Annotated in this window: 24 protein-coding genes; 1 reads left to right on the top strand and 23 read right to left on the bottom strand. The window is 62.6% G+C overall.

What is annotated here, in order from left to right; genetic code table 11:
• The 13 genes from HMPREF2656_RS13335 to HMPREF2656_RS08980 form a co-directional block, all read right to left on the bottom strand.
• Positions 1-307: hypothetical protein (locus tag HMPREF2656_RS13335; protein WP_070816418.1), on the bottom strand; the 307-nt coding region annotated here is incomplete at its 3' end.
• 482 nt (positions 308-789) lie between these two features.
• Positions 790-1632, bottom strand: a complete 843-nt coding sequence (locus tag HMPREF2656_RS08925) for an N-acetylmuramoyl-L-alanine amidase (RefSeq protein ID WP_070816420.1) — start codon at positions 1630-1632, stop codon at positions 790-792.
• Entirely contained in the window at positions 1632-2102 is a 471-nt protein-coding gene (locus HMPREF2656_RS08930) for a phage holin family protein (protein WP_070816422.1), read from the bottom strand. Before HMPREF2656_RS08930 ends, HMPREF2656_RS08925 begins: the two co-directional genes overlap by 1 nt.
• 85 nt (positions 2103-2187) lie before the next feature.
• On the bottom strand, positions 2188-2391 hold the full coding sequence (locus HMPREF2656_RS08935) for a hypothetical protein (protein ID WP_005295616.1): 204 nt from the start codon (positions 2389-2391) through the stop codon (positions 2188-2190).
• Positions 2388-2828, bottom strand: coding sequence for a DUF1617 family protein (locus tag HMPREF2656_RS08940; RefSeq protein ID WP_070816423.1), 441 nt, complete (start codon positions 2826-2828; stop codon positions 2388-2390). Before HMPREF2656_RS08940 ends, HMPREF2656_RS08935 begins: the two co-directional genes overlap by 4 nt.
• Positions 2829-2848: 20 nt before the next feature.
• Positions 2849-7189, bottom strand: a complete 4341-nt coding sequence (locus tag HMPREF2656_RS13470; protein ID WP_246825146.1) for a phage tail spike protein — start codon at positions 7187-7189, stop codon at positions 2849-2851.
• 85 nt (positions 7190-7274) lie between these two features.
• Complete coding sequence (locus HMPREF2656_RS08955; RefSeq protein WP_070816425.1) at positions 7275-7961, bottom strand: hypothetical protein; 687 nt, start codon at positions 7959-7961, stop codon at positions 7275-7277.
• The gene (locus tag HMPREF2656_RS08960) at positions 7961-10648 is read right to left on the bottom strand and encodes a phage tail protein (RefSeq protein WP_070816427.1); all 2688 of its coding nucleotides are present in this window, start codon (positions 10646-10648) and stop codon (positions 7961-7963) included. Before HMPREF2656_RS08960 ends, HMPREF2656_RS08955 begins: the two co-directional genes overlap by 1 nt.
• A 26-nt stretch (positions 10649-10674) precedes the next feature.
• Positions 10675-10851: a hypothetical protein gene (locus tag HMPREF2656_RS13115; protein ID WP_168167555.1), complete on the bottom strand. Its 177-nt coding sequence runs from the start codon at positions 10849-10851 to the stop codon at positions 10675-10677.
• A 17-nt stretch (positions 10852-10868) separates the two neighbouring features.
• Positions 10869-11279, bottom strand: coding sequence for a hypothetical protein (locus HMPREF2656_RS08965; protein WP_070816428.1), 411 nt, complete (start codon positions 11277-11279; stop codon positions 10869-10871).
• Positions 11280-11291: 12 nt separating this feature from the next.
• Positions 11292-11888: a major tail protein gene (locus tag HMPREF2656_RS08970; protein WP_005295596.1), complete on the bottom strand. Its 597-nt coding sequence runs from the start codon at positions 11886-11888 to the stop codon at positions 11292-11294.
• An 18-nt stretch (positions 11889-11906) separates the two neighbouring features.
• The gene (locus HMPREF2656_RS08975) at positions 11907-12251 is read right to left on the bottom strand and encodes a hypothetical protein (protein ID WP_070816430.1); all 345 of its coding nucleotides are present in this window, start codon (positions 12249-12251) and stop codon (positions 11907-11909) included.
• A complete protein-coding gene (locus HMPREF2656_RS08980; RefSeq protein WP_070816431.1) occupies positions 12248-12685 on the bottom strand; it encodes an HK97-gp10 family putative phage morphogenesis protein in 438 nt (145 codons plus the stop codon). Before HMPREF2656_RS08980 ends, HMPREF2656_RS08975 begins: the two co-directional genes overlap by 4 nt.
• An 84-nt stretch (positions 12686-12769) precedes the next feature.
• On the opposite strand from HMPREF2656_RS08980, the gene HMPREF2656_RS08985 reads away from it, so the two are divergent.
• Positions 12770-13348 (top strand): hypothetical protein, encoded by a 579-nt coding sequence (locus tag HMPREF2656_RS08985; RefSeq protein ID WP_070816433.1) that lies wholly within the window; start codon positions 12770-12772, stop codon positions 13346-13348.
• Here HMPREF2656_RS08985 and HMPREF2656_RS08990 read toward each other — a convergent pair.
• The 10 genes from HMPREF2656_RS08990 to HMPREF2656_RS09035 form a co-directional block, all read right to left on the bottom strand.
• Positions 13345-13677: a head-tail adaptor protein gene (locus HMPREF2656_RS08990; RefSeq protein WP_070816435.1), complete on the bottom strand. Its 333-nt coding sequence runs from the start codon at positions 13675-13677 to the stop codon at positions 13345-13347. The genes HMPREF2656_RS08985 and HMPREF2656_RS08990 overlap by 4 nt on opposite strands.
• Before the next feature lie 3 nt (positions 13678-13680).
• Positions 13681-13995, bottom strand: coding sequence for a head-tail connector protein (locus HMPREF2656_RS08995; protein WP_070816437.1), 315 nt, complete (start codon positions 13993-13995; stop codon positions 13681-13683).
• Between the two features lie 34 nt (positions 13996-14029).
• On the bottom strand, positions 14030-15253 hold the full coding sequence (locus HMPREF2656_RS09000) for a phage major capsid protein (protein ID WP_070816439.1): 1224 nt from the start codon (positions 15251-15253) through the stop codon (positions 14030-14032).
• A 10-nt stretch (positions 15254-15263) separates the two neighbouring features.
• On the bottom strand, positions 15264-16106 hold the full coding sequence (locus HMPREF2656_RS09005) for a head maturation protease, ClpP-related (RefSeq protein WP_034965036.1): 843 nt from the start codon (positions 16104-16106) through the stop codon (positions 15264-15266).
• Positions 16103-17428, bottom strand: a complete 1326-nt coding sequence (locus HMPREF2656_RS09010) for a phage portal protein (RefSeq protein WP_070816441.1) — start codon at positions 17426-17428, stop codon at positions 16103-16105. The genes HMPREF2656_RS09005 and HMPREF2656_RS09010 overlap by 4 nt, the downstream gene beginning before the upstream one ends.
• Before the next feature lie 29 nt (positions 17429-17457).
• Positions 17458-19056 carry a terminase large subunit gene (locus HMPREF2656_RS09015; protein ID WP_005295571.1) on the bottom strand — a complete coding sequence of 533 codons (1599 nt, stop codon included), beginning with the start codon at positions 19054-19056 and terminating at the stop codon, positions 17458-17460.
• Between the two features lie 107 nt (positions 19057-19163).
• Positions 19164-19454, bottom strand: coding sequence for a hypothetical protein (locus HMPREF2656_RS09020; RefSeq protein ID WP_005295569.1), 291 nt, complete (start codon positions 19452-19454; stop codon positions 19164-19166).
• A gap of 33 nt (positions 19455-19487) precedes the next feature.
• Positions 19488-19775 (bottom strand): Nmad4 family putative nucleotide modification protein, encoded by a 288-nt coding sequence (locus HMPREF2656_RS09025; RefSeq protein WP_005295567.1) that lies wholly within the window; start codon positions 19773-19775, stop codon positions 19488-19490.
• A 215-nt stretch (positions 19776-19990) separates the two neighbouring features.
• A complete protein-coding gene (locus HMPREF2656_RS09030; RefSeq protein ID WP_070816442.1) occupies positions 19991-20641 on the bottom strand; it encodes a hypothetical protein in 651 nt (216 codons plus the stop codon).
• Positions 20638-20823, bottom strand: a complete 186-nt coding sequence (locus HMPREF2656_RS09035) for a hypothetical protein (RefSeq protein ID WP_005295559.1) — start codon at positions 20821-20823, stop codon at positions 20638-20640. The genes HMPREF2656_RS09030 and HMPREF2656_RS09035 overlap by 4 nt, the downstream gene beginning before the upstream one ends.
• Positions 20824-20945: the final 122 nt, after the last annotated feature.

Here is a 20945-nt window from a genome sequence, read left to right on the forward strand (position 1 = left end):
GGCAGTTCGCGCAGACCAGTTCTTCGGTGACCACTCTGCGGTGGGTGGCCCACCAGGCTCGTCGACAGGCCTTGGAGCAGAACTTCGATCCTTGCCGGAGCTCGATTGGCTTGCAGCAGTGCAAGCACCACACTCCAACTGGGTCCGTGACCTGCTCAACGGCAGGATCGACGGTGATGCCGTGTCGCAGACAATAGGTCTTGACACTGTTGGCGTTGAGATCCAGGTGCGCGGCGATACGAGAGTAGGCAACTCCTGCAGCGCGCATCATCTGGATGTGATGGCGATCAGTCTGGTTCAGAGCCATGAGCAGGCCCTCCTGGCAACGAGGCGAAAGGTGGTCGCCTATACGCCGGTTGCACCAGACGAAACCGGACAGCAGAAACAATGCTCCCTGCCGCGTTCGCACCCGTGGCTGGGTTTGCGCCTCTATTCGGATAAGGCGGCTATTCTTTGCTCAATTCACAATGTGGAGCGATCGACGTGTGAACCGTGACCAGAGCAAGGGCGGGTGAAGATGACTAACGACGACTTTGAACTCCCGGTGTTTCTCGACGACCAGTCGTACTGAACCTGTTCAGAATGCGGCTCAGATTGTGTCCCTGACCCGTTTATTGCGGGCGAAGGTGAAGGCATCCGTATCGCGTTCATCTGCCCGAGCTGTGGAGTGCAGTCCGTCATCGACCCGTTCGAAGACACGCGGTAAACACCAGCTGCGCAAACGCAGAAAAGGCCCCGCCACCACCTCGATGAAGGTGATGACGGGGCCAGAGAGTGTTCTCGTGTGGGTTAGCCGATGCCGAGCTTCTCGTTGACGCGCTTCTGCACAGCGGCGTAGTTGCCGCCGAGGCGGCGCTTCCGTTCCTCACCGTTGCCGTAGTCTCCACGGATCACCGCATCAGCCAGGGCATCGATGTTGACGGAGGGCTTGGCGGGGCTTCCTCCGGCGAGCTTCTCGTTGACGCGTTTCTGCACGGCGGCGTATTTGCTTCCCAGTCGGCGCTTGCGCTCGTCCCCGTTGCCGTACTCGCCTCGGATCACCGCATCAGCCAGAGCGTCGATGTTGACGGAGGGCTTGGGTGCGGGCGGTGTGGGCTTTGCCGGTGGTGTCGGGGCGGGCTTGGTGCCGCTCATGCGGTCGTACCAGTACTGGGCGCGTGCCATGTAGGCCGCATGCTGGCTTCCTGCCAGCGAGGCCGGGCATTCGGTGGAAGAGAAATGCTTGTGGCCGAACACGTTCTTACCCCACACGGGTCGTCCGAGCTTGTAGTAGTGGCAGATGGCCGCGACGAGGTGGGCACCGTTGTCAAGGCAGGCCTCGGAGATACGCCAGGGCTTGGAGGAGATGTCGGCGTGCTCGATACCGATGGAGGTGGTGTTGGCATCCCAGTTGCCTGCATGCCAAGCGGTGTCGCGATCCCACACGAGCTGGCCGATCCGGCCGCCTGAGTCGACCTGGTAGTGGGCGGATGCTTGGCGGGTCTGCCACACGTCCCAGATGGACTTGATGGTGAGGTTGCCTGCGTTGTGGTGGATGATGACCTTGTTCATCTTCCGTCCGCTTCGCCCGGCACTGTAGTGCTTGTTCATCAGCCGGTTTTCGTCGGCTTCGAGGGTGGCCCAGTTCTTCATCAGAGGTTCTCCTTTTCTGCTGAGGTGGTGGTTTGGTTGGAGTGGTGTTCGAGGTCGGGTTTGCCGGTCACGTCACGGGTGACCAGGTCCAGGGCGCGGCGGATGTGGGCTGGTACGGGCAGCCCGAGCCGGGTGGCGTTTTCGATCAGGGAGATGCCTTCGTTGGACAGGTAGAACACGACGGTGGCGGTGCGTAGTGCTCCGGGTGTTCCGATGACGTGCACGTCGAGCAGGTGGGCAAGTCCGATCAGGGTAAAGATGAGGATCTTGCGGGAGATGCCCCGAAACCCGATGGCTGAGGAGACGCGGCGTTCGGCGATCGCGGCGAGTACGCCGGTGATGTAGTCGAATACGACGAAGGCGATGAGCGCGTACACCAGGCCGTCGAGGCCTCCGAGGAACGCGCCGATGACGGCCCCGACCCCGGCCAGGCCGGTTTGGATCGTGGCCCAGATAGCTTTGAGCGACATAGAAAGTGGGTTCCTTCCCATTTGTGGGCACACGACAAAGGCCCGCACCGAAGTGGTGTGGGCCTGTTGGGAGTGCGGTTTGGGGTTAGAGTTCCGGGCTGGTGAGGATGTCCAGGATCGGCTCGTACAGGTCGATCGTCCCGGTGTGTTCGGTGGGCGCGGCAGGCGGTTGATCAGTGGCCGGGGTGGCCGAGACAGTGTGGAGGGCTTTCGGGCCGCTGCCGATGACCTCAACGATCCCTTCCTCGTCGTCCTCACCGGTCACGGGTGTATCGATTGGGGTGCTCATGGGTGCTTCTCACCCCCGGCGAGGGATTCGGTGATGGCGTCGTAGAGCGCGTCGTAGGCAGCTGCCGCGCTGCCGGAGAGTTCCATCTCCAGCGCGTCGAGGAAGCCGACGACGTCGTGGCCGTGATGTTCATAGGTGGGGCCTTCGACTTCGACGCGCTGGGCCAACAGCGCCTGGTGCTGGGTGTGGAACCCGGTGGCGTGATCCGGGTTGGCCAGGGTGAGGGTCCCGTCGGCATCGATGACGGGTTGACCGTCCTCATCGCACACAGCGTGGGCGCGCACGAGCTCGTATTCGTCTTCGGCGAAGCTGGCATAGGCCTGCTCGAGGAGCCGGATGAGTTTGCTGCGTGCCCGAGACGCGCTACCTGTCAACGGCATGTCATTAAGCAGTGCGATCGAGGGACGGATCTGGTGTGCCGGTAGGAGGAAACGCATGTGTGGTCCTTTCTGTTCGGTTAGCTCAACGTGGTCGACATGGACGACAGCCCGGTGTTGCTGAAGTAATTCCAGGTGATGTTGCCGTTTGCGCCACTGTTGATGTTTTTCACCCAGCCTTGGTTCAGCAGCGAGATCAGTGAGTTCATCCGTGACATGAGGTCTTTGACTCGGTTGAACACGCTGGTCATGTTGTAGAAGGTGTTGCCGCTGATCACGTACAGGTCGTTGGTGTGGAACACGACCTTGGATTTGCCGCTACTTCCTGCCCAGCCGGGGTAGGTGCCGACCCCGTTGAGGGTGCAGTCTTGCGGGATGATGATGCGGTTGCCTTGGGTGTAGAAGTCGTGTCCGTGGGTGCGTAGCGCGGCACCGAGGTGGATACCCGACTGGCCGTAGAACTTGCCCCTGGGGTCCAGGGTGAGCATGGTCGTGTAGGTGGTGCTCGTCGACGTCGTTTTGTACGACCAGCTGATGTAGTCGCCGGTGTATTCCAACGAGTTCGAGATACCACGTATGTCCGCTGCACCGGCTTTCGATTGCTGCCCGGTCCACCCGATGAAGCGAGAGCCGTAGTAGAACCGCATCCCCGACGAGGTGATGGTCCCTTCCAGCGTGGACCCGTTGTACCAGGCGATCTGCGTGGGGCTGATGCGGATGGAGTTCGTCCACCCCGCCAGCCCCACCTGGATGGCGTTGGTTGCGAGCTTGTCCGCCGTAATCGACCGCGCCCCGATACGCGAAGCACTAAGCACACCGGTGGTGATCTTGCCCGCGTCGAGCGCACCGATCTTCGCCGAGGTTATCGCTGCATCCGCGATCATTCCGGTTTGGATGAACCCGGTGGCGATCCTGAGCTTGTCGCTGGTGATCGACCCGGCCGCGATCCGGGCAGCCGACAGGGTGCCGGTGGTGATCTTCGAGGCTGACAACGAACCGATCTTCGCGTCGGTGATCGCCGCGTTAGCGATCATCGCCGTCTTAATAAACCCATCAGCGATCGTGAGTTTGTCACTGGTGATCGACCCGGCCGCGATCCGTGCAGCCGCGAGCGTGCCGGTGGTGATCTTCGACGCTGACAGGTTGGCGATTTTCGCGTCGGTGATCGCGGCGTTTGCGATCATGGCCGATGTGATGAACCCGTTGGCGATGGTGAGTTTGTCACTGGTGACGGCCCCTGCCTTGATGGTGGCAGCGGTAATCGCACCGGCGGCGATCTTGTCGGTCGTGATCGCCCCATCCTCGATCAGGGTCGCCCCGCTCATGGCACGCACACGGATTCCGCCGATACGGATCACCGCGCTATGCTCAGTGCCGTTGGGGTGATTGAAGAAGGCAGCACCGAGCCGGATCTGTGTCGTGTCTTTGGCCATGGTGTAGCGGCACGAGAACCTCGTCCACGTGGTGGGAACGAGCTGGTTGGCGATCGCGTGTACGCCGCCACCGGTGGCGTGGTCGCCGTCGTTGACCACTTCTCCAGCGGTTCCTGCGTGTGCGCCCTTCTGGTTACGCAGATCCAGATAGAACCGCGAGTCTGGTTTATCTGCGTGCAGCCACACTTCCACGGCATACACGGCACCTGGGGTCACGGGCACGAGCCGACTCGCATCTGAGGTTAAGTGAACGGTGCCTTGTCCTGCGCTGGTTTCCAGGCATGCTTCGTAGCCCGGTGGCGGGTCAGTTGTGACCCGTTGCAGGCTGGCTGGCCACCACACGGGCTCGGGTGCGATATCGCCTCCCGGGATGATGTTGTCCGGGCTCGACACCAACAGTCTGTTGGTGGTGAGCTGCTTGAAGAACGCCGCATCACCGATGATCTTCTTGACCACCGCTTCGTTCATCCGTGCGGTGCCGGTGACCAGCAGTGCGTTGACATCAACTGAGGCGATCACCTCGTGGCGGAGCTGGGTTGCCAGCCACGTGGTGCCATCCCACGACCATTGACCGATGATCACTCCACCAGAGCGCCGCCACCACGTATCCCCAACCCGTTTGCCCGACCCGGACGGGCTGGCCGTGGACAGGGTGATGGTGTTTTTCCCGTTCGCCGAGTTCTGGATCTCGGTGGTGATTTCTGCTCGGGCTGCGGCCAGTGCCGCGTTAAGGGCTGCTTTCGCATCAGCGAGAGCCTTGTTCGCTTTGGCTGCCGCGTCCTGGCTGGCTGCAGCGATGGCTTGGGCTTTCGCGGCATCAGCTTTCGTGGACGCATCACTGGCAGCAGCTTTGAGCGCGTCGGCTTTGGCCTGGTCGGCTTTCGCTTTCGCGTCCGCTTTCGCTGCCGTAATCGCTGCCTGCTGCGCCTGATCTGCCAGTTGGCGCACCTGGGCGTCGGAGGGTTTGGTTTCGGCAAGACTGTAGGCCGCATCGGCGCGTTGTTGTGCCGTGGTCGCTGCACTGGATGCTTGGGTGGCGCGGGTTGCCGCATCGCGGGCGGTCTTATCGGTCACGGCCACCCACGCAGTTCCGTTCCACCGTTTCGGGGTGTTCGCCCCACTGGTGGTGTCGATCCACAAGGTGGTGGCTTTCTGGAACTGTTGCGCTGGCGCGCCAGTTTGGATGAGCACATCTGCTTTGCCGTCCGCGATGCCTGCCGCGCGGGCGGCCTGGGTTGAGGCCTGCTGAGCCTGGTTGGCAGCGGCGGCAGCAGCGTTGTGTGCTTCTTGCGCATCAGCCGCGAGATCACCGACCTGCTGGTCGATACCGTCAAGGCGTGCATCCAGGGTGACGAGTTCACGAGCAGTCTGGGAGGCGATCTGATGGGTGGTCGCCAACTGGGAATCCAGTCCCGCTACCGCTGTGACAGCCTGGTCGAGTTCATCTTCGGCCTGGCCGAGCCGCTCATCAATACCGGCGGCGGCTTGTTGCACCTGCTGCGCGGTGGCTTCGGCCTGGCTGGCTGCCTCGCGTGCCTGGCCGATCTCGGTTTCGGCTTCGGTGAGGCGAGCACCGACTGCGGCAGCGGCGGCTTGGGCCTCTTCAGCTGCGGTTTTCGCTGCCTCCACCTCGGCGCGAGCTTCGGCAAGTTCAGCACTGACCTGGGCATGGTTGAGGTCCGTGGCAAGGGCAACCCAGCCGGGTTCGCCGGTGTCGGTGAGCTGGTAGATCCAGATCTCGATGTTCTCGCCATTGTCCTTGAACCACGTGTCGCCCAGGCGGGCGGCAGCGGGTTGTTTCGGGCCGTAGTGGTTGGTGGATTTCCCGTCCGCTGATGCCAGCGCTACGCCAGCGAGATCAGCGGCCATCTGGGCGGCTGTCTGCGCGGTGGTGATGGTGCGGGTGATCGAGGTGAACTTCCCTGCAACCGACCCCAATTCTACCGACACGTACGCCTGTCGTAACGGGTCGTATTCGTAGCCGACGACCCGGGCGGATAGGGACACGCCCAGGTCGGCGTGCTGCACCGTCACTGTGTCTCCCAGTAGGACGGTTTCGAGTTCAGCAAGGTCGGCGTACTCGGCAGTCGAGGCGAGGTCAACGAAGGAGATGGTGTAGCTCGCGGCAGGGGTATCGATGTGGTTGGTGGCGTACTCGGCCTTGGCGGCTTGACGCAGAAGGGCGTGTGCCTGCGGCAGAGGTACTTCGTCCTCGCGGGGGTTGTCGGCGTCGGCGATCGCTTTGATGTCTGGGTAGCGAATGACCTTGATGTGCGGGATCGCGTAGTGATCCACGTGTGGTGAGTCGACGTAGAGCTCGGGCAGGGTGATCCCGTCAAACCCGACCGGCACGATCCGGGTGACCACGCTCGTCAGATCGATGGTCGAGGTGTAGCCGGTGAGGTTCTTGCGATCGCGGATCACGACACCACGATCTGCGCCGCGTGTGGCGGCGTGGTGGATGTGCCAGTTATCGCGCGTGAGCTCTCCGGCCCACCGGGAGGCGAACGTGTTGTCCGAGCCCTGGTCCATGATCGCTGCGGCGAGATTCATTCGCACCACACGCGCAGAGGCCCTGGTAGTCGTATCGGAGCTGGTCGCGGTGAACCGGTGCTTCGTGGTCGCAGCACCAAGGAGCTGGTCGAGGGCCGCCTTCGGGGTCTTGTTGACCACGAACGTGTCGGCGATGAAGTTGCCTGCCAGGTCGTAGAACAGGTGGAAGGCCGTGACCTCCAACAGCCTGTCCAGGCTCGTGGTGACCTCGTGGATACGAAACCCTTGCCGGATGGTGGTGCCGGGCACAGGGGCTGCGATGATCGCCTCGACTGCAAGCTTCGAGGCCAGCGGCCCGTCGGCTGGGTAGGTGACGGTCAGCTGGTAGGCCCCGCCGAGCTCCTCAATGACACGGGCGTCGATGAGTTCAGGGTCGAGGACACCCTCGCCGGTGGCGGTGAACGTGGTGGCAGTCGGGGCATGCACGGTGAGCATCGGTGGGTTCCTTTCACAGACGTTTTGCCCGCAGCCGAGAGCAAAACGGCTACGGGCGCATTGAGGAGCAAAGAAATGGGCCGGGTTAGGGGTTTCGCCAGTTCCCGGTGATCTCGACTCTGGAGATGCCACTACCGAGGGTGACCCGGTTGACCCCTGGGGTGAGGATCGGGAACGTGCCGGTCAGAGCGTCGGTTTGCACCCTGCCTGCCATGTGTGCGACAAGCCGGGCCGAGTCCAGGGTGATCTGCCCTGCCGGTGACTGGACGCGGTAGGTGGCCCCGTTGATCGTCAGCGTCAACGCCCCGGTGCCCTTGATCGTGATGATCGGTGCCGCATCCACCAGGCCGGGGTTGGTGATCTGTCCGGAGACGGTGAGCGTGTGGGTGGTCAGCCCCGAGTCGAGGTAGCTAAACGGCTCGCACACCAGGTGCGCCTCGAAGAATCCCCATGCTGACATGTCCGTGCGCAGCGGGCTGATGGAGGCGTGTTTGATCTTGTGGAACGCCCCTGGCTGGGTGGACAGGTGAATGGTTGCCGCCCGGGTCAGCGCCAGTGTGGCCTTGTGGTAGGCCGCCAGTCCGCCTTTGATGGCGAGCGGCAACGTGATCGACGTGTCGTGCCAGCCGCCGAGGCGGGTCAGCGTCCCGGCTCTGCCCGCCACCTCAATATCGTCGGTGACCCGCTCGGCCACCGGTAGGTCGACCGGGCCTGTGAGCCGCAGGCCCAGCGACGTTGAGGACACTGACTTGTCGAGAGTGAAACCGTGCATTAGACACCTCCTCCAGTGGCGAGCACCGTGTGGTGGGAGTTGATACGAGCCAGCTGGCGGTTGATGCCGGGGGCGAGTTTGCCGACCAGCGTGCCGTCGTTGAGCACGACCTTGATGTCCATGGCCTCCAGCAGTGCCCGGGCGGTCTGGTCGACGATGCCCGCCACCTCTCCTGCGCGCCCTGCCTCTTGGCCGACAGCGCTGCTGCTGGCGGTTGCAGGCGGTGGTTCCAGGCGGGTCGGGGTCAGATCGACCGGGTCCAGGCTGGCAGTGATGGGCACGTCGATACCGCTGGTGAGCCCGCTCATGGCCGCCAGGGTGTCGGCGGCAACATCTTGAGCTGCGTCAATGGCGCGGTCGCCGGTGTCTTCGATACCTCCGGCCAGGCCTCGGGTGAGCATGTCACCGACCCACGCCATTTCCTTGGACGGCGAGTTGATGCCGAAGAAGCCGGTGATGCCGTCCCAGATGTCAGAACACCAGCTCGATACCCTGTCCCAGAGCCAGCCTGCCAGCGACTGGATGCCGTTCCACAAGCCTCGCACCAGGTCCGCGCCTGCAGAGGCCATCTGGCCGACCCCTTGACCGACCGCGCCCACGATCCCGGTGATGATCTGCGGGATGGCCGCCACGATGGTCGAGATGATCTGCGGCAGGTTCGTGATCAACGCGGTCAGCAGCTCAACGCCTGCCATGACCAGTTGCGGGATTGCCCCACCGATCGCCGAGACGATCGCTGCGATGATCTGCGGCAGCGCGGCCACGATCGTGGTGATGATCTGCGGCAGCGCCCCGATCAGCGCGGTGAGTAGTTTGACGCCTGCCTCGATGAGCTGTGGCAGGGCCGCAAGCAGCGTGGTGATGATGCCGGTGATGATTTGTGGCAGCACCGTCACGATCGCGGTGATGATCTCCGGGAGCGCGTCGACCAGGGAGGTCAACAACGCGATACCGGTCTCGATGATCTGCGGGATCGCGCCGATGAGGAACTCCACGATCGAGGTGATGATCTGCGGCAGCGCCTCGATGAGCACCGGGATCGCTTCCAGCAGGCCCTGTGCGAGCCCGAGGATGAGCTGCAACGCCGCCTGAAGGATCATTGGCAGCGCATCGACCAGCCCTTGGACCAGGGCGACGATCATCTCCACGGCCGCCGGGATGAGCTCCGGGAGTGCCTCACCGATACCGGTGACCAAGGTGGTGATGATCTGCAGGGCTGCTTCCAACAGTGACGGCAGCGCCTCGATGATTGCCTCCACTAGTGCGACGATGAGCATCACCGCTGTCTCGGCAACCGACGGCAACACCTCGATGATGCCTTCGAGCAGCGCGGTCAGGATCGACATGCCGGTCTCGACCACCATTGGCAGCTGCTCTGCGATGAACGCGAGTGCTTCTTGCAGGATCTCGCCGAGCTTGCCGATCAGTGCCGGGGCTCCGCCTTGCTCGAAGGCTGCCGTGAGCTCATCGATCCACCCGTTGACCATCGGCATGACCGTGCCAGCCAGCGCATCGGTCAGCCCTTGGGCGAGCAGGCCCTTGAGGTTGTTGATCCCGTCGCTCATGGTGGAGAGCTGGCCGGTGAAGGTTTTCGACTGGGCTTCCATCGCCCCATGGAAACGGCCGCCTTCCTCGGTTGCCGAAGCGAACGCGTCAGCGACCATGTCGGCACTGATTGCACCCTTGGCCATCTCCTCTTTCAGCTCGGCGATGGACTTGCCCGTCTTGCGGGAGATCTCCTCCAGCGGGTTGAACCCGGCGTTGATCATCTGGTTGAGGTCTTGGCCGGTTAGCTTGCCCGTCGAGGACATCTGGGCGAACGCCAAGGTCAGTGACTCCATCTTCTGCGCGTCACCTTGGGAGATATCACCGAGCTGGCCTAGCCTGAGGGTAGCTTCGTCAGCGCTGATACCGAACGCCATCAGGGTTTGGGTGTTCTTCGCCAAATCCTCCATGCCGAACGGGGTCTTCGCGGCCTGGGTTTTCAGGTCGTTGACCAGCTGTTGGGCTTTTGCCTGATCGCCGAGCATCGTGGTGAAGCTGGTGGTGTACTGCTCCATGCGGGCGTTGTACTCCACCCCGTCCTTCAACGCATCGGCCATACCCCGGCCGATACTCGCGATCGCCTTGCCGATGCCCTTGACACCAGCGACGATCGCCGCGGCGGCCAGGTTCGCTTTGAGCACGTCCCCGAAGATCCGGGTCTTATCCCCGGTGTCGTCCATCTCGTCGCCGAGATCATCGACCGCGTCCTCCAAATGCCCGGCATCCTTGGCGGCGTCTTTCGCATCATCGCCTGCCCCGTCGGCCTCGTACCCGAACTCGCTGAGCACATCATTGTTGGCCTTGAGCTCTTTTTCCAGCTCGTTGAGCTCGGCACCGGCGTTGTTGAGCTGGATCTGCCAGTTCTTCGTGCGCGAATCGTTCTCCCCGAACGACGCGGCCGAGTTCTCGAGTGCGGCCTTGAGTGTCTCGATCTTGGACTTTTGGGTCTCGATCTCTTTGGTCAGCACCTGGTTGCGGGAGGCCAGTGCCTGGGTGGACTTGTCGTTCTTGTCGAACTGGGAGGCCACCAGTTTCATCTCCGAGCCCAGCACCCGCATCACACGGTTGATGTCGGTGATGGCCCGCTTGAACTCGCGTTCACCTTCCAGACCGATCTTGAGACCGAACGATGAGTCAGCCATGAGGATTCACCTGCCTGTCAGTGGGGTTAGATGCCGGTCGGGATGATGTCGTCGATGAACCACACCCGTACTGGTTTCGCTCGTCCTGTCTCGATCCGCCAGCAGTCCACCAGGTCAAGTAGCTCGCCAAAGACCATCAGGCCCACCTCGTCTTGTCTCAGGCCGAGGTGGGCTAAACCGATGTAGGTCAGGCGGGTGAACACTGCCTGGTCGGATTCGACTATCCGTCCGCTGCCGGGCTGGCTTTTGGGGCTGGCTCGGTGAGGATGTCACGGCGGGTGCCTCGTTGCAGTGCCTCGGCGATCGCGCCCCGGTAGTCGGCGATATCGGCAGGAACCGTCAGCAGCTCCACCTCGTCCTCCGTCAACTGCGGGCGCGGGTTGTCGCGGTGGGTGAGGTTGTGGATCTGCACTGACTGGTTGGCCAGTAGCGTGATCAGCCAGATCACCTCGGTCAGTGTCTGGCCGAGGTCCTCGGAGGTCTCCAACGCGGCTCCGAGGTTGTCCAGCCCGCCGTAGCGCTCGGCGATCAGCCGGGTGGCCTTGGTGGTGAGCACCAGCTCGTACTCGCTCCCACCAATCGTCACTCTCGCACTGCGCGAGGCAGTGTCACGCGGTGTTGTGTCAGTCATGGGGGTGCTCCTTTACTTGCCGGGGCTGGTGGCGGCGGGCTCGTAGACGGACTGGTACCAGCCGGTGATGATCTCGGCCTTGACCTTGGGGTCGCCTTCGGTGGCTTCGGCTTTCCACGGGTGGCGGCCCTTGGCGTCTGGCTTGTTGCGACGCAGGATGGTGCCCTCGATGCTCGGGGTGGAGAACGTGATCGAGTCGGCCTTGGTGGCAAGCGTGGTGCTTGGCAGGGCGAACTTGACGCGGTAGAGCCAGAAGTACTGGAAGGTGCCGTTGGAGCGGGCGGCTCGGAACCCGATCGCTACCGGTGTGCCGCCGTCTTCGGAGGATGAGATGAGTACCCCGTTGGCATCCAGGGTGGCACCGGTCAGTGCTGCTGCGGCTTCTGCTCCCAGGTCGTCCACGCCGAGGGTGAGCGTGCCGGATTTGAATTCCTTGACGATCTCGCTGGGCCCGTCGTCGGCATAGAGGATTGCCTCGGCGACTTCGACGGACAACTCCGCTGAGATCGCTTTGGCCAGTGGTTTCGGGCTGGCGTAGGTTTCCTCGCCGGTGGTGGGGTTTTCGGTGATCGTGGCGTAGTAGAGCTTGTCAAGACCAATCGTGGCCATGGGTGATTCGTCCTTTCGTTAAAACGGGTGGTGGCAGCTGATATCGAAGCTGTAGTGGTGGTAGCCGGTGTCGTCCTCGACGCCGATGTAGCGCCTGGCGGTGACCACAAGCCCCGCATCAACGAGTGCGTGGGTCAGCCGGTCACGCCAGGGCAGGTAGTTACCTGCTGTGAACAGGGAGAGGCGGACTTCTTCGACTTCGACGCTCGGGGTGTTGTCGGCGAACACCTCCAGCGTGTCGGCGATCGGGGTGGCAACCAGATAGGTGTCCGGTGCGGGAGCGGCGCTAAACAGGCTCACCGCGATCGGCAGATCAAGCCGGTCAGCGATCTCGGTGAGGGTTTCCAACAGCGGGGCGTTCATGGTTGGATCCCGTCGAGTTTGGCTTTAAGCACGGTTTTCATCGCCTCCACTGCGCCGCGCCTGGTCTGGGAGCGTGTCGGTGCCAGAAACGAGCGTGCGGGCTGGTTGCTCCTGCCGTGCTCTAACACGTTGGCGATCAGCGCGTTCGACCTGCCATCGCGGCGGTTCTCGGCGAAACCGACCTTGACGTTGTGGGCACCTTTGCTGCTGACCTTTACGCTGGTGACACCCAGGGCCCCGAGGAGCTGGCCGGTTGAGCGGGACGGCAGCGTGGTTGCCCGCCCGATCGCGGCAGTTAGGTTGGCTCTCATGCGTGGTTCGACCACGTTCGCGCCAGCGCTCAAGACTTCGTCGGCTGTAGAGTCCAGCAGGCGTGAGGTGGCCTCGAGTGCGTCAATGTACTTATGGGGAAGCCGGATCTGGACGCGCGCCATCACGTCTCCTTATGTCGAAAGAATTTGTAGACTTAAAGCCTGCACCGCAGCAATCGAACCGAAGCCGCAGATAGGAAGGAATCTATGTCGATTGAGCAAATTGCCTTTGTAATTCCCCCAAAGATCGAGGCTGGACTGGCTGCGGGCGAGCTGTTTAGGTACGGAGGTGTTGTACGAAATGGTGCAGGACACATCGTCACGCACTTGAAGGAAGTTCCTAGCCCAAAGTTGAACAAAGCACTCGCAGTGACCCGTGAGTTCGCCAGAGCGAATAAGGCAACGTTGATTATCGGTACTGCGGCGACAGTCGTTGTCGGAGGAGCAGCGATTGCCGTTACTGCAGTAAAGCGCAAGGAGATCAACAGGCTCGAAAAGCAGCTTCAGACTGCGCTGTCAGCATATTTCAACGCGATCGTTACACAAGACATGAACGCTGAGGTCATCGACGAGCTTGACTATTCCCTCCGAGCGCTACGAGCCAAGACTGGAAAGCCAGCATCCGACCTGATCGACGGCGATGCCCTCGATTCACTGATCAACTACAGCCGCGCCTTCATTCTCCGAAATGCACCGAACCAGCTCGAGCAAGCTGAACCAGCACAATTGGTGAGCCTGGAGGATTACCTTGCCGAGCAGAAGAAGATTTTCGTCCAAGCGAGCTAGGCGAAGCCTTCCGGAGTGTCGTGGTGTGCGAGGATTTCGACATAGCGGCCGATCACTTCAACCGCGTCAATCACGAAACGACCGTCACGGGTGGAGATTTCCATCGCCTCAGTGACCTCGAGGCCGGGTATCGCGCGGATACGGAACAAGACGGTGGCTTGCGTGTAGGCAGCACGGTTGACCCACGCACCCGAGGCGTGCCGGACTTCCCGGTAGGCACGCACGGTGGCCACGACTTGGTCGGTACTGGTGGTGAACCCGGCCTTGTCGCGCACCGTGATTGGGGTGATGAGGTCGATGATTTCTCGCATACTGCCGATACCTGGCATGGGTTAGACCTTCCATTCGCGCTCAAGACGCAGCAACGTATTCACCGCAGCCCACATGGCCTTGGCGGCATCGGGCTTGTCGGCCCAAAACCCGGCCGTGGACCCGTCACGCGACTCGTAGAAGTGACTGGCGAGCATCACGATCGCCTGCCTGGTGGTCCCTGGCATCTCGTGGGCCTCGTAGTAGTTCTCGGGTAGGTGCTGGAAGCTGCAAGCATAGGAGGTGGCAGCGGCCACCAGGTGGGCGATCAGCTCATCGTCGGCGTCGTGGACGAGAATGAGATTGGCTTTGACCTGGCCAACTAGCTCCTGGTTCATGGCTGCCACCTCCTAGTCGTTGCGTGCGGGGGTTTTAGGCTCCGGCCTTCTGTGTGAGGATCTTGACGGCCTCGGGCAGGACGAGCTTTCCGTCCAGGCGCTGGGAGGCGAGGAAACCCACCTGGCCGGAGGTGGCGAACAGTTCGTTCAGCCGCTTGAAGGAGCGGCCCTGCCGGTCAGCGATCCAGTAATAGGACAGGTCACCGAACGCCACGGTCTTCGCGCCCGCCTTGATCTCGGGTGCGAACGTGGAGGTGTGCACCGGCTTGCCCAGGATCATGTCCGGGGCACCGGCCGTCAGTGCTGGCTGCCACAGGTACTGGCCCTGGTTGTCCTTGAGCTTGCGCACGGTTTTCACGGTGGCATCGTTCATCAGCCACACCGCCCGAGCCCGATAGGGTGCGCGCAGGCTGTAGTGCAGGTCGATGAGCTCATCGGCGGTGATGTCTGTGGCCTTTTGGGTGGTCACATCCGAGATACCGCCACCGGTGGCGTCGAAGATGCCGGTCGGCTTGCCCTTGCCGTCACCGACCAGGAAAGCCTCCTCTTCGGCAGCGCCGATGCGGCGGGCGAACTCGGCGGCGAGGTAGGCCTCGACGTCGAAGACCGAATCGCCGAGCAGTTCCTCGCTGATCTTCAAAAACGTGCCGAGCTTGAACGCCGAGAGCGTGATCTGGGAGAAGGTCTCGTCGGATTCGGTGTAGGGCTTAGCCTCATCGAGCCACCCAGCACTGCCGTGGGTGGAGACGACCGGGATCTTGCGATCCCCGCTGGTGGTCTGGATGACGTTGGCAAGACCGCGCATGATGTTCTGCTCAGCCAGGGACTGCACGAGGGTGTGCTCGAACTCGTCCGGCACCAGGTAGCCGCCCTCAGAATCAACCCCTTCCGACAAGGCATTACGCACCTCCATGGGAGAGGCATTCAGCCGCATCGCGTCCCAGAAGGCCCGCTTGTAGGACGCGGAAGCGCGACCCATCTTGGACGGTTCGCTCTCATCTCCGGTCTGGCCGGGCATCGAGAACAGCGGCGAATGGGTGGCCCGGGCAAGATCAGCGTCCAGACGCTGGGCGCGCTCAGCCCGGGCAATCTCGTTGGTGAGCTTGTCGATATCGGCTTCCATGCGGGCGTAGGTCTGGTCGTCCTCGGCGGACAGGCAGCCGGTGGTGGTGTCGCGGCGCTCGTCGAGGAAGGCCTTGGCCTTCTCCCAGGTGTCGGCGCGGCGGGTACGCAGATCAGAAATCGTCATCGTAGACATGGGTTCTCCTTCAGTGTTGGTGAGTGTGATTGATCAAGGCGGCATACAGGTCCACCACACGTCGCCCCACAGGTGGTGCAAGTGCTGGGACCGGTAGCTGGGTAGCTCGTGGCGTGTCGGTCAGGTGCGCGACAAGGCGCTGCTCGGCAGGTTTGCGGGCAAAACACACCCCGCTGGCGGTATCGGCCAGCGGGGCGGGGCTCTGTGACTTCGGCGGCCACGGTACCTTCGTGTCCGGCTCCTCATCATCGTCCTCATCCTCATCGGGGTCGGTGACCTTAGGGGCGTTGCCGGTGAGGTAGTCGTCGGCAAACCCCATCGCGATCGCGGCTCGTGCGTCCATCCAGGTCTCTTGATCCATCAGCCGTGCGAGCTTGGCCCGGCTCATCCCGGTTTTCAGCTCGTAGGCGTTGATGATGGACTCTTTGACCGCTGCGAGCATGTCGATGGCCCGGCCCAGCTCGTCGGCGTCACCGACGGCGAGGGTGGCCGGGTTGTGGATCATGAGCATCGACACCGGGCTCATCGACACGACCTCACCTGCCATCGCGATCACGCTGGCGGCGCTGGCTGCGATCCCGTCGATGCACACCTTCACGTGTCCGGGATAGTCGAGGAGCATGTTGTAGATCTGGGCTGCCGCGACGACGTCGCCTCCTGGGCTGTTGATCCACACCGTCACATCACCGGAACCTGCCGCCAGTTCGGAGGCGAACAGGGCCGGGGTGATGTCGTCGTCAAACCATGATTCCTCAGCGATCACCCCGTTGATACGCAAAACCCGGCTGGTATCACTACCTGCCGGGTTAGATGTGTCGGGAGCGGGTGGCTCCCAGTTCCAGAACCGTCTCACCGGCTCCTCCTTTCAACTCTGTGTTCAGTTGGTGGCCCGCCAGGAGGCAAACCGCCTTCTGACGGCTCCAACCCCGCTGGTTCCTCCTGCCTCGCGGTGGCGTAGGCCCCGGCCATGGACAGCGGCAGCATGTTGCCGTTGACCAGGTACACGTCGCCACCATCAGCAGGGTTGATGCGGTCGAGGTTTTCGAGGGCGCGGATGTCGTTGGCACTCATCCACCCGTTCTGGCGTGCTACCGCGTAGCCGTTCATGCGCGAGACGTAGTCGCCACGCAGCAGGCCCTCGAGGTTGAACTTCACGAACACGCTCGGCTTCTCGCGTGGGCTAAGCAGTGTCTTGGTCAGGGCTTGTTCCCAGCGGATGACCCACGGGTCGAGCGTGTATTTCACGAACTCCAAGGACTGCTGCTCAATGTTGGAGAAGCTCGATTTTTCGAGGTCGCCGACCATGTGCGGTGGGATGCGGAAGATCCGGGCGATCTCGTTGATCTGGAACTTCCTGGTCTCCAAGAACTGCGCCTGCTCCGGGCTAACGGAGATGGGCGTGTACTTCATGCCCTCTTCGAGTACCGCGACCTTGTTGGCGTTGCGGGCCCCACCGAAGGTTTGCTGCCAGGACTCGCGCACCCGAGACGGGTCTTTGATCGTGCCCGGATGCTCCAGCACCCCGCCAGGGGCGGCCCCGTTGGCGAAGAACGACGCCCCGTAGTCTTCGGTGGCCATGGCCATGCCGATCGCGTTTTTCGCCATCGCAATCGGGCTATAGCCCACCAGCCCATCAAACCCGAGCCCGGGGATGTGCAGCACGTCAGCAGGTGAAAGCCGGATGCGTGACCACTCACCGGCGGGTTCGTCGCTGGTGGTTTGGTACTCGTAGTAGAGCCTGCCTGCATCGTCCCTGCCTACGCTCATCCGGTTGGGCATGAGCGGATACAGGCCGATGACCTCATCGAGGCCGTTGCGGATGACCTGTGCGTAGGCGTTGCCCCACAGTAGCAGATGCGTCATGAGGGCCTCTCGGAAGACGAAGCTGGTCATCTCCGGGTTGGGCTCATCGTGCAGCAGCCGGTAGAGCGTGTGGTCGGTGGCTTTGACCTTCGACCCGTCTTTCTCGGTGCGGTAGACGTGCAGGGGCAGGCCCGCGATTGCTTCTGCCAGGATCCGCACGCACGAATACACCGCAGTCATCTGCATCGCTGAGCGTTCGGTGACCGTGCGTCCGGAGCTGGTGGGACCGAACAGGAAGCTGTAGCTCGAAGACAGCTGGTGGTTCGACACCTGCCGGGCATTGGTGCCGCGTAGCCAGTCGAAAAGTCCCACAGGGGCCTCCTTTTGCGTTGTCGTGAGCGTTAGAGGACGAGCAACCCGCGCGAGTCGTACACCGACGCGCCCGTCTGAGCGCTGCCGCCTCGGATCGCGCGGTCAAGGGCCATGATGGTGGCGACGACCCCGTCGATCTTCTCGGTGGACTTCTGCTTGTCGGGTTTGATGTTTCCTGCCGGGTCGGTGCGTACGTGGATGTTGTCGACCATCCAGGCCAGCACCGGGTGCCCTCCGTGAGCCAAGCGTCCTTCAAGTGCGAGCTTCATCAGCTCCTTGCTCGGTGGGCTCATGTCTTTGAAGCCCTGCCCGAACGGCACGACGGTGAAACCGGCATCGTCGAGGTTTTGGCTCATCTGGACTGCGCCCCACCGGTCGAAGGCGATCTCGCGGATATCGAACCTCTCGCCGAGCTGCTCGATGAGGTGCTCGATGTGGGCGTAGTGGACCACGTTGCCCTCCGTGGTCTCCAGAAAGCCTTGGGCGTGCCACAGGTCGTAGGGCACGTGATCACGCGCCACCCTCAGCGAAAGGTTGTCCTCCGGTATCCAGAACCACGGGGCGATCCGGTACTGCTCGTCATCCCCGTAGGGCGGGAAGACGAGCACGAACGCGGTGATATCCGTCGTGGAGGCCAAGTCCAGCCCGCCGTAGCAGGGCCTGCCCTCCAGCTCGTCTAGGTCTACCGGGTCCGCGCAGGCGTCCCAGATGTGCATGGGCATCCACCGCACGGACTGTTTCACCCACTGGTTAAGCCGCAGCTGGCGAAACGAGTTCTCCTCGGCGGGGTTTTGGCGCGCCGAGTTGCACGCGGCGCGTACCTTATCCACCGGCACCGTGACCCCAAGCGAGGGGTTGGCCTTGTGCCAGACCTTTTCATCCGTCCAGTCATCGTCCAGGTCTGCGCCGTAGATCACCGGGTAGAAGGTGGGGTCGTGTTTCTTGCCCGCCAGAATGTCGCGTGCTTTTTGGTGCTGCTCGTAGCAGATGCTGTGGGTGTCGGTGCCTGCGGTGGTGATGAGGAAGTACAGCGGCTGGGTGCGCGCATCACCCGAGCCCTTGGTCATCACGTCGAACAGGGCCCGGTTGGGTTGGGTGTGCAGCTCGTCGAAGACGACACCGGAGATGTTGAACCCGTGCTTGGAGTACGCCTCAGCCGAGAGCACCTGGTAGAAGCTGTTGGTCGGCTTGTAGATGATCCGCTTCTGACTGCTGAGGATTTTCACCCGCTTCGATAGGGCTGGTGATTGGCGGATCATGTCGGCGGCGACCTCGAAGACGATGCTGGCTTGCTGTCGGTCTGCCGCGCACCCGTAGACCTCGGCGGCTTGCTCACCGTCCCCGCAGGTCAGCAGCAGCGCGATCGCGGCGGCCAGCTCGGACTTGCCCTGCTTCTTGGGGATTTCCACATAGGCGGTGGTGAACTGGCGGTAGCCGTCGGGCTTGATGGTGCCGAACAGGTCGCGCACGATCTGTTCCTGCCAGCCCAAGAGCTTAAACGGTTGTCCTGCCCAGCGGCCTTTGGTGTGGCGCAGCGCCTGAATGAACGCCACGGCGAAGTCGGCTTTGCGTTGGTTGTAGGTGGAGCCGTCTGCCATGAACCGGGTTGGTTGATACGTGCTCGTCATCGTGGCGGCAGCTCCTTCCTCGGGGCAAAAAGAAAAGCCCCAACCGTGTGGGGCGAAACGGATCGTGCAGTGCCCAGCCCGTTGGGGTGGTCGGGGCGGCAGGCGGGTTAGCAGTAGGTGGCGCGGAAGTCGGCGACCACCTGGCCGGTGTCGAAGCCGCCGTAGCGCCAATCGGACAGGCCGCGCTGCCTGGCCAGGGCGATGATCTGGTCGGCTTTGGTGTAGTGCCAGCCGATGCGGCTGAGCGTGTGGACCGGGATCTTCTCGGCCCCGACCTCCTCGGCGAGCTCGTCGAGGACGCTGAAGGGGATCTCGGCGGCAGCCTGAATGTCACCGTGGGCCACCGCGTCGGCGGGAATCTCCAGGTGGTTGGTGACCAGCTCCCGGGTGGCGTCCATCGCGTGTCCTCCTTGGCCTTGGTGGGGTGTGGGTTAGATCTGGGTCAGGGCCCAGGCGATGGCGTGCCCGGCGTCTGCGAAAAGGTGGTCGGCCTCGGCGATGAGCTCCAGGGCGCATTCGCTGCGGCCGCGTGCGTTCGGGCCGAAGCCATCGATTGGGGCTTCGGTGAGGCGGTAGACATGGGCGCTGTTGCCGTATCCGTCTTTCTTGGTCCAGGTCGCGAAAGAAGCCAGCGTGTAGTCGCCGTGGGCGAGGATCGCCCCGTAGGAGTCGACGCGCATCTGCAGGGCTTCGGTGGTGAGCTTCTCGGTGGTGTTCATGGCTGTTGTCCTTATCCTGAGGGGCTGTTCTTTTGTCATGTACATACAGCCATAGGTGCGGGCACTTATCCAGTCATATTTGCCCAGATCAGGCACTATTTTTGGGATCTACAGCACTTAAGAAAACCGTGAAGAAACAAGGCTTGTGACGAGCGAAAACCCCGCTCGTGGCAGGGTTTCCGGGTGCCAGCAGGTCAGGCGTCGCGATTGATGCGTCAGTTCTCCTTCCTGCTCGCCGGGGTGCGCCAAGCGGCGTCCCCTTCCAGGCCTGCCAGCAGGATGCGGCGTGCCTGCTTGTATTCGGGGCCGATGAAGTCCAGGGAAAGCAGGAAGCAGCGCATCGTGTACTTGTCATTACCCGGCGCAGGCGGCGTGGCCCGGATTCGGGTTGCCTCCTGGGCGCGCTGGCAGAGCCTGGCCACAAGCGGGATCACCGCCTCGCGTGCCGTCTCCGGCGTAATCGACTCACACCACGGGAACGAGACGGTCTCGTCATCGTTGAACTCGACGGGTGTGGCCGGGATGCCCAGGGCCTTGGCGATCAGTGGCCCTTTAGCTGCCAGGAGCGCTTCGAGGTTGGCGCGCGTGCACTCACTCCACCCGGTGGTGGGCATCGTGACCGTCAACGCCACCTCGCCCGGGTCGGCGGTTTCAAAGCCCGCCTTGTAGGCGGCCTCGAGCACGGCCTGCGCCTCGATGCCATCTGGAAGATAGAGGGTCCACTCCCGATCCAGCGTGGCGTCTCCTATCTGGTAGGCAAACGAGGGCGTGCCCAGATAGGTGGCCTCGGTGCCAAGGTGATCGGCGAGAAGCTGGGCGAGCTTTTTCCTGCCCGTTTTGTGCGGGGTGAAGGCGAGGATGCTCATGCCACGACCTCCTGCTCGAACCAGGCGGCCACCATGGTGAGGAAACGCTTCGGGTCGTGCTCGATCACGCGCACCACCAGCTGGTAGCCGCGTGCTGTGGCAACCCGCAGGGTTTCCTCGGGGTCGTAGACGTTGACTCCGGCTGCGATGAGCTCGCTGATTTCGATGTGTAATTCACTCATGACCAGTCCTTTTCGCTCGGTTCCCCCAGGTCTAGGGGTGCTTGGTCATGTACATACAGCCATACGTTTTTCCGCTTATCCAGTCGTTTTTGCCCTCATCAACGGCTCAGTTTCACGCCCCT

Source organism: Corynebacterium sp. HMSC034B08 (genome assembly GCF_001835805.1).
Taxonomy (GTDB): domain Bacteria; phylum Actinomycetota; class Actinomycetes; order Mycobacteriales; family Mycobacteriaceae; genus Corynebacterium; species Corynebacterium coyleae.

What these genes read in the sequence shown, in the direction of transcription:
- HMPREF2656_RS08925 (WP_070816420.1), bottom strand. Translation starts at nt 1,632, where the DNA reads ATGAAGAACTGGGCCACCCTCGAAGCCGACGAAAACCGGCTGATGAAC.
- HMPREF2656_RS08930 (WP_070816422.1), bottom strand. Translation starts at nt 2,102, where the DNA reads ATGTCGCTCAAAGCTATCTGGGCCACGATCCAAACCGGCCTGGCCGGG.
- HMPREF2656_RS08935 (WP_005295616.1), bottom strand. Translation starts at nt 2,391, where the DNA reads ATGAGCACCCCAATCGATACACCCGTGACCGGTGAGGACGACGAGGAA.
- HMPREF2656_RS08940 (WP_070816423.1), bottom strand. Translation starts at nt 2,828, where the DNA reads ATGCGTTTCCTCCTACCGGCACACCAGATCCGTCCCTCGATCGCACTG.
- HMPREF2656_RS13470 (WP_246825146.1), bottom strand. Translation starts at nt 7,189, where the DNA reads ATGCTCACCGTGCATGCCCCGACTGCCACCACGTTCACCGCCACCGGC.
- HMPREF2656_RS08955 (WP_070816425.1), bottom strand. Translation starts at nt 7,961, where the DNA reads ATGCACGGTTTCACTCTCGACAAGTCAGTGTCCTCAACGTCGCTGGGC.
- HMPREF2656_RS08960 (WP_070816427.1), bottom strand. Translation starts at nt 10,648, where the DNA reads ATGGCTGACTCATCGTTCGGTCTCAAGATCGGTCTGGAAGGTGAACGC.
- HMPREF2656_RS08965 (WP_070816428.1), bottom strand. Translation starts at nt 11,279, where the DNA reads ATGACTGACACAACACCGCGTGACACTGCCTCGCGCAGTGCGAGAGTG.
- HMPREF2656_RS08970 (WP_005295596.1), bottom strand. Translation starts at nt 11,888, where the DNA reads ATGGCCACGATTGGTCTTGACAAGCTCTACTACGCCACGATCACCGAA.
- HMPREF2656_RS08975 (WP_070816430.1), bottom strand. Translation starts at nt 12,251, where the DNA reads ATGAACGCCCCGCTGTTGGAAACCCTCACCGAGATCGCTGACCGGCTT.
- HMPREF2656_RS08980 (WP_070816431.1), bottom strand. Translation starts at nt 12,685, where the DNA reads ATGGCGCGCGTCCAGATCCGGCTTCCCCATAAGTACATTGACGCACTC.
- HMPREF2656_RS08985 (WP_070816433.1), top strand. Translation starts at nt 12,770, where the DNA reads ATGTCGATTGAGCAAATTGCCTTTGTAATTCCCCCAAAGATCGAGGCT.
- HMPREF2656_RS08990 (WP_070816435.1), bottom strand. Translation starts at nt 13,677, where the DNA reads ATGCCAGGTATCGGCAGTATGCGAGAAATCATCGACCTCATCACCCCA.
- HMPREF2656_RS08995 (WP_070816437.1), bottom strand. Translation starts at nt 13,995, where the DNA reads ATGAACCAGGAGCTAGTTGGCCAGGTCAAAGCCAATCTCATTCTCGTC.
- HMPREF2656_RS09000 (WP_070816439.1), bottom strand. Translation starts at nt 15,253, where the DNA reads ATGTCTACGATGACGATTTCTGATCTGCGTACCCGCCGCGCCGACACC.
- HMPREF2656_RS09015 (WP_005295571.1), bottom strand. Translation starts at nt 19,056, where the DNA reads ATGACGAGCACGTATCAACCAACCCGGTTCATGGCAGACGGCTCCACC.
- HMPREF2656_RS09020 (WP_005295569.1), bottom strand. Translation starts at nt 19,454, where the DNA reads ATGGACGCCACCCGGGAGCTGGTCACCAACCACCTGGAGATTCCCGCC.
- HMPREF2656_RS09025 (WP_005295567.1), bottom strand. Translation starts at nt 19,775, where the DNA reads ATGAACACCACCGAGAAGCTCACCACCGAAGCCCTGCAGATGCGCGTC.
- HMPREF2656_RS09030 (WP_070816442.1), bottom strand. Translation starts at nt 20,641, where the DNA reads ATGAGCATCCTCGCCTTCACCCCGCACAAAACGGGCAGGAAAAAGCTC.
- HMPREF2656_RS09035 (WP_005295559.1), bottom strand. Translation starts at nt 20,823, where the DNA reads ATGAGTGAATTACACATCGAAATCAGCGAGCTCATCGCAGCCGGAGTC.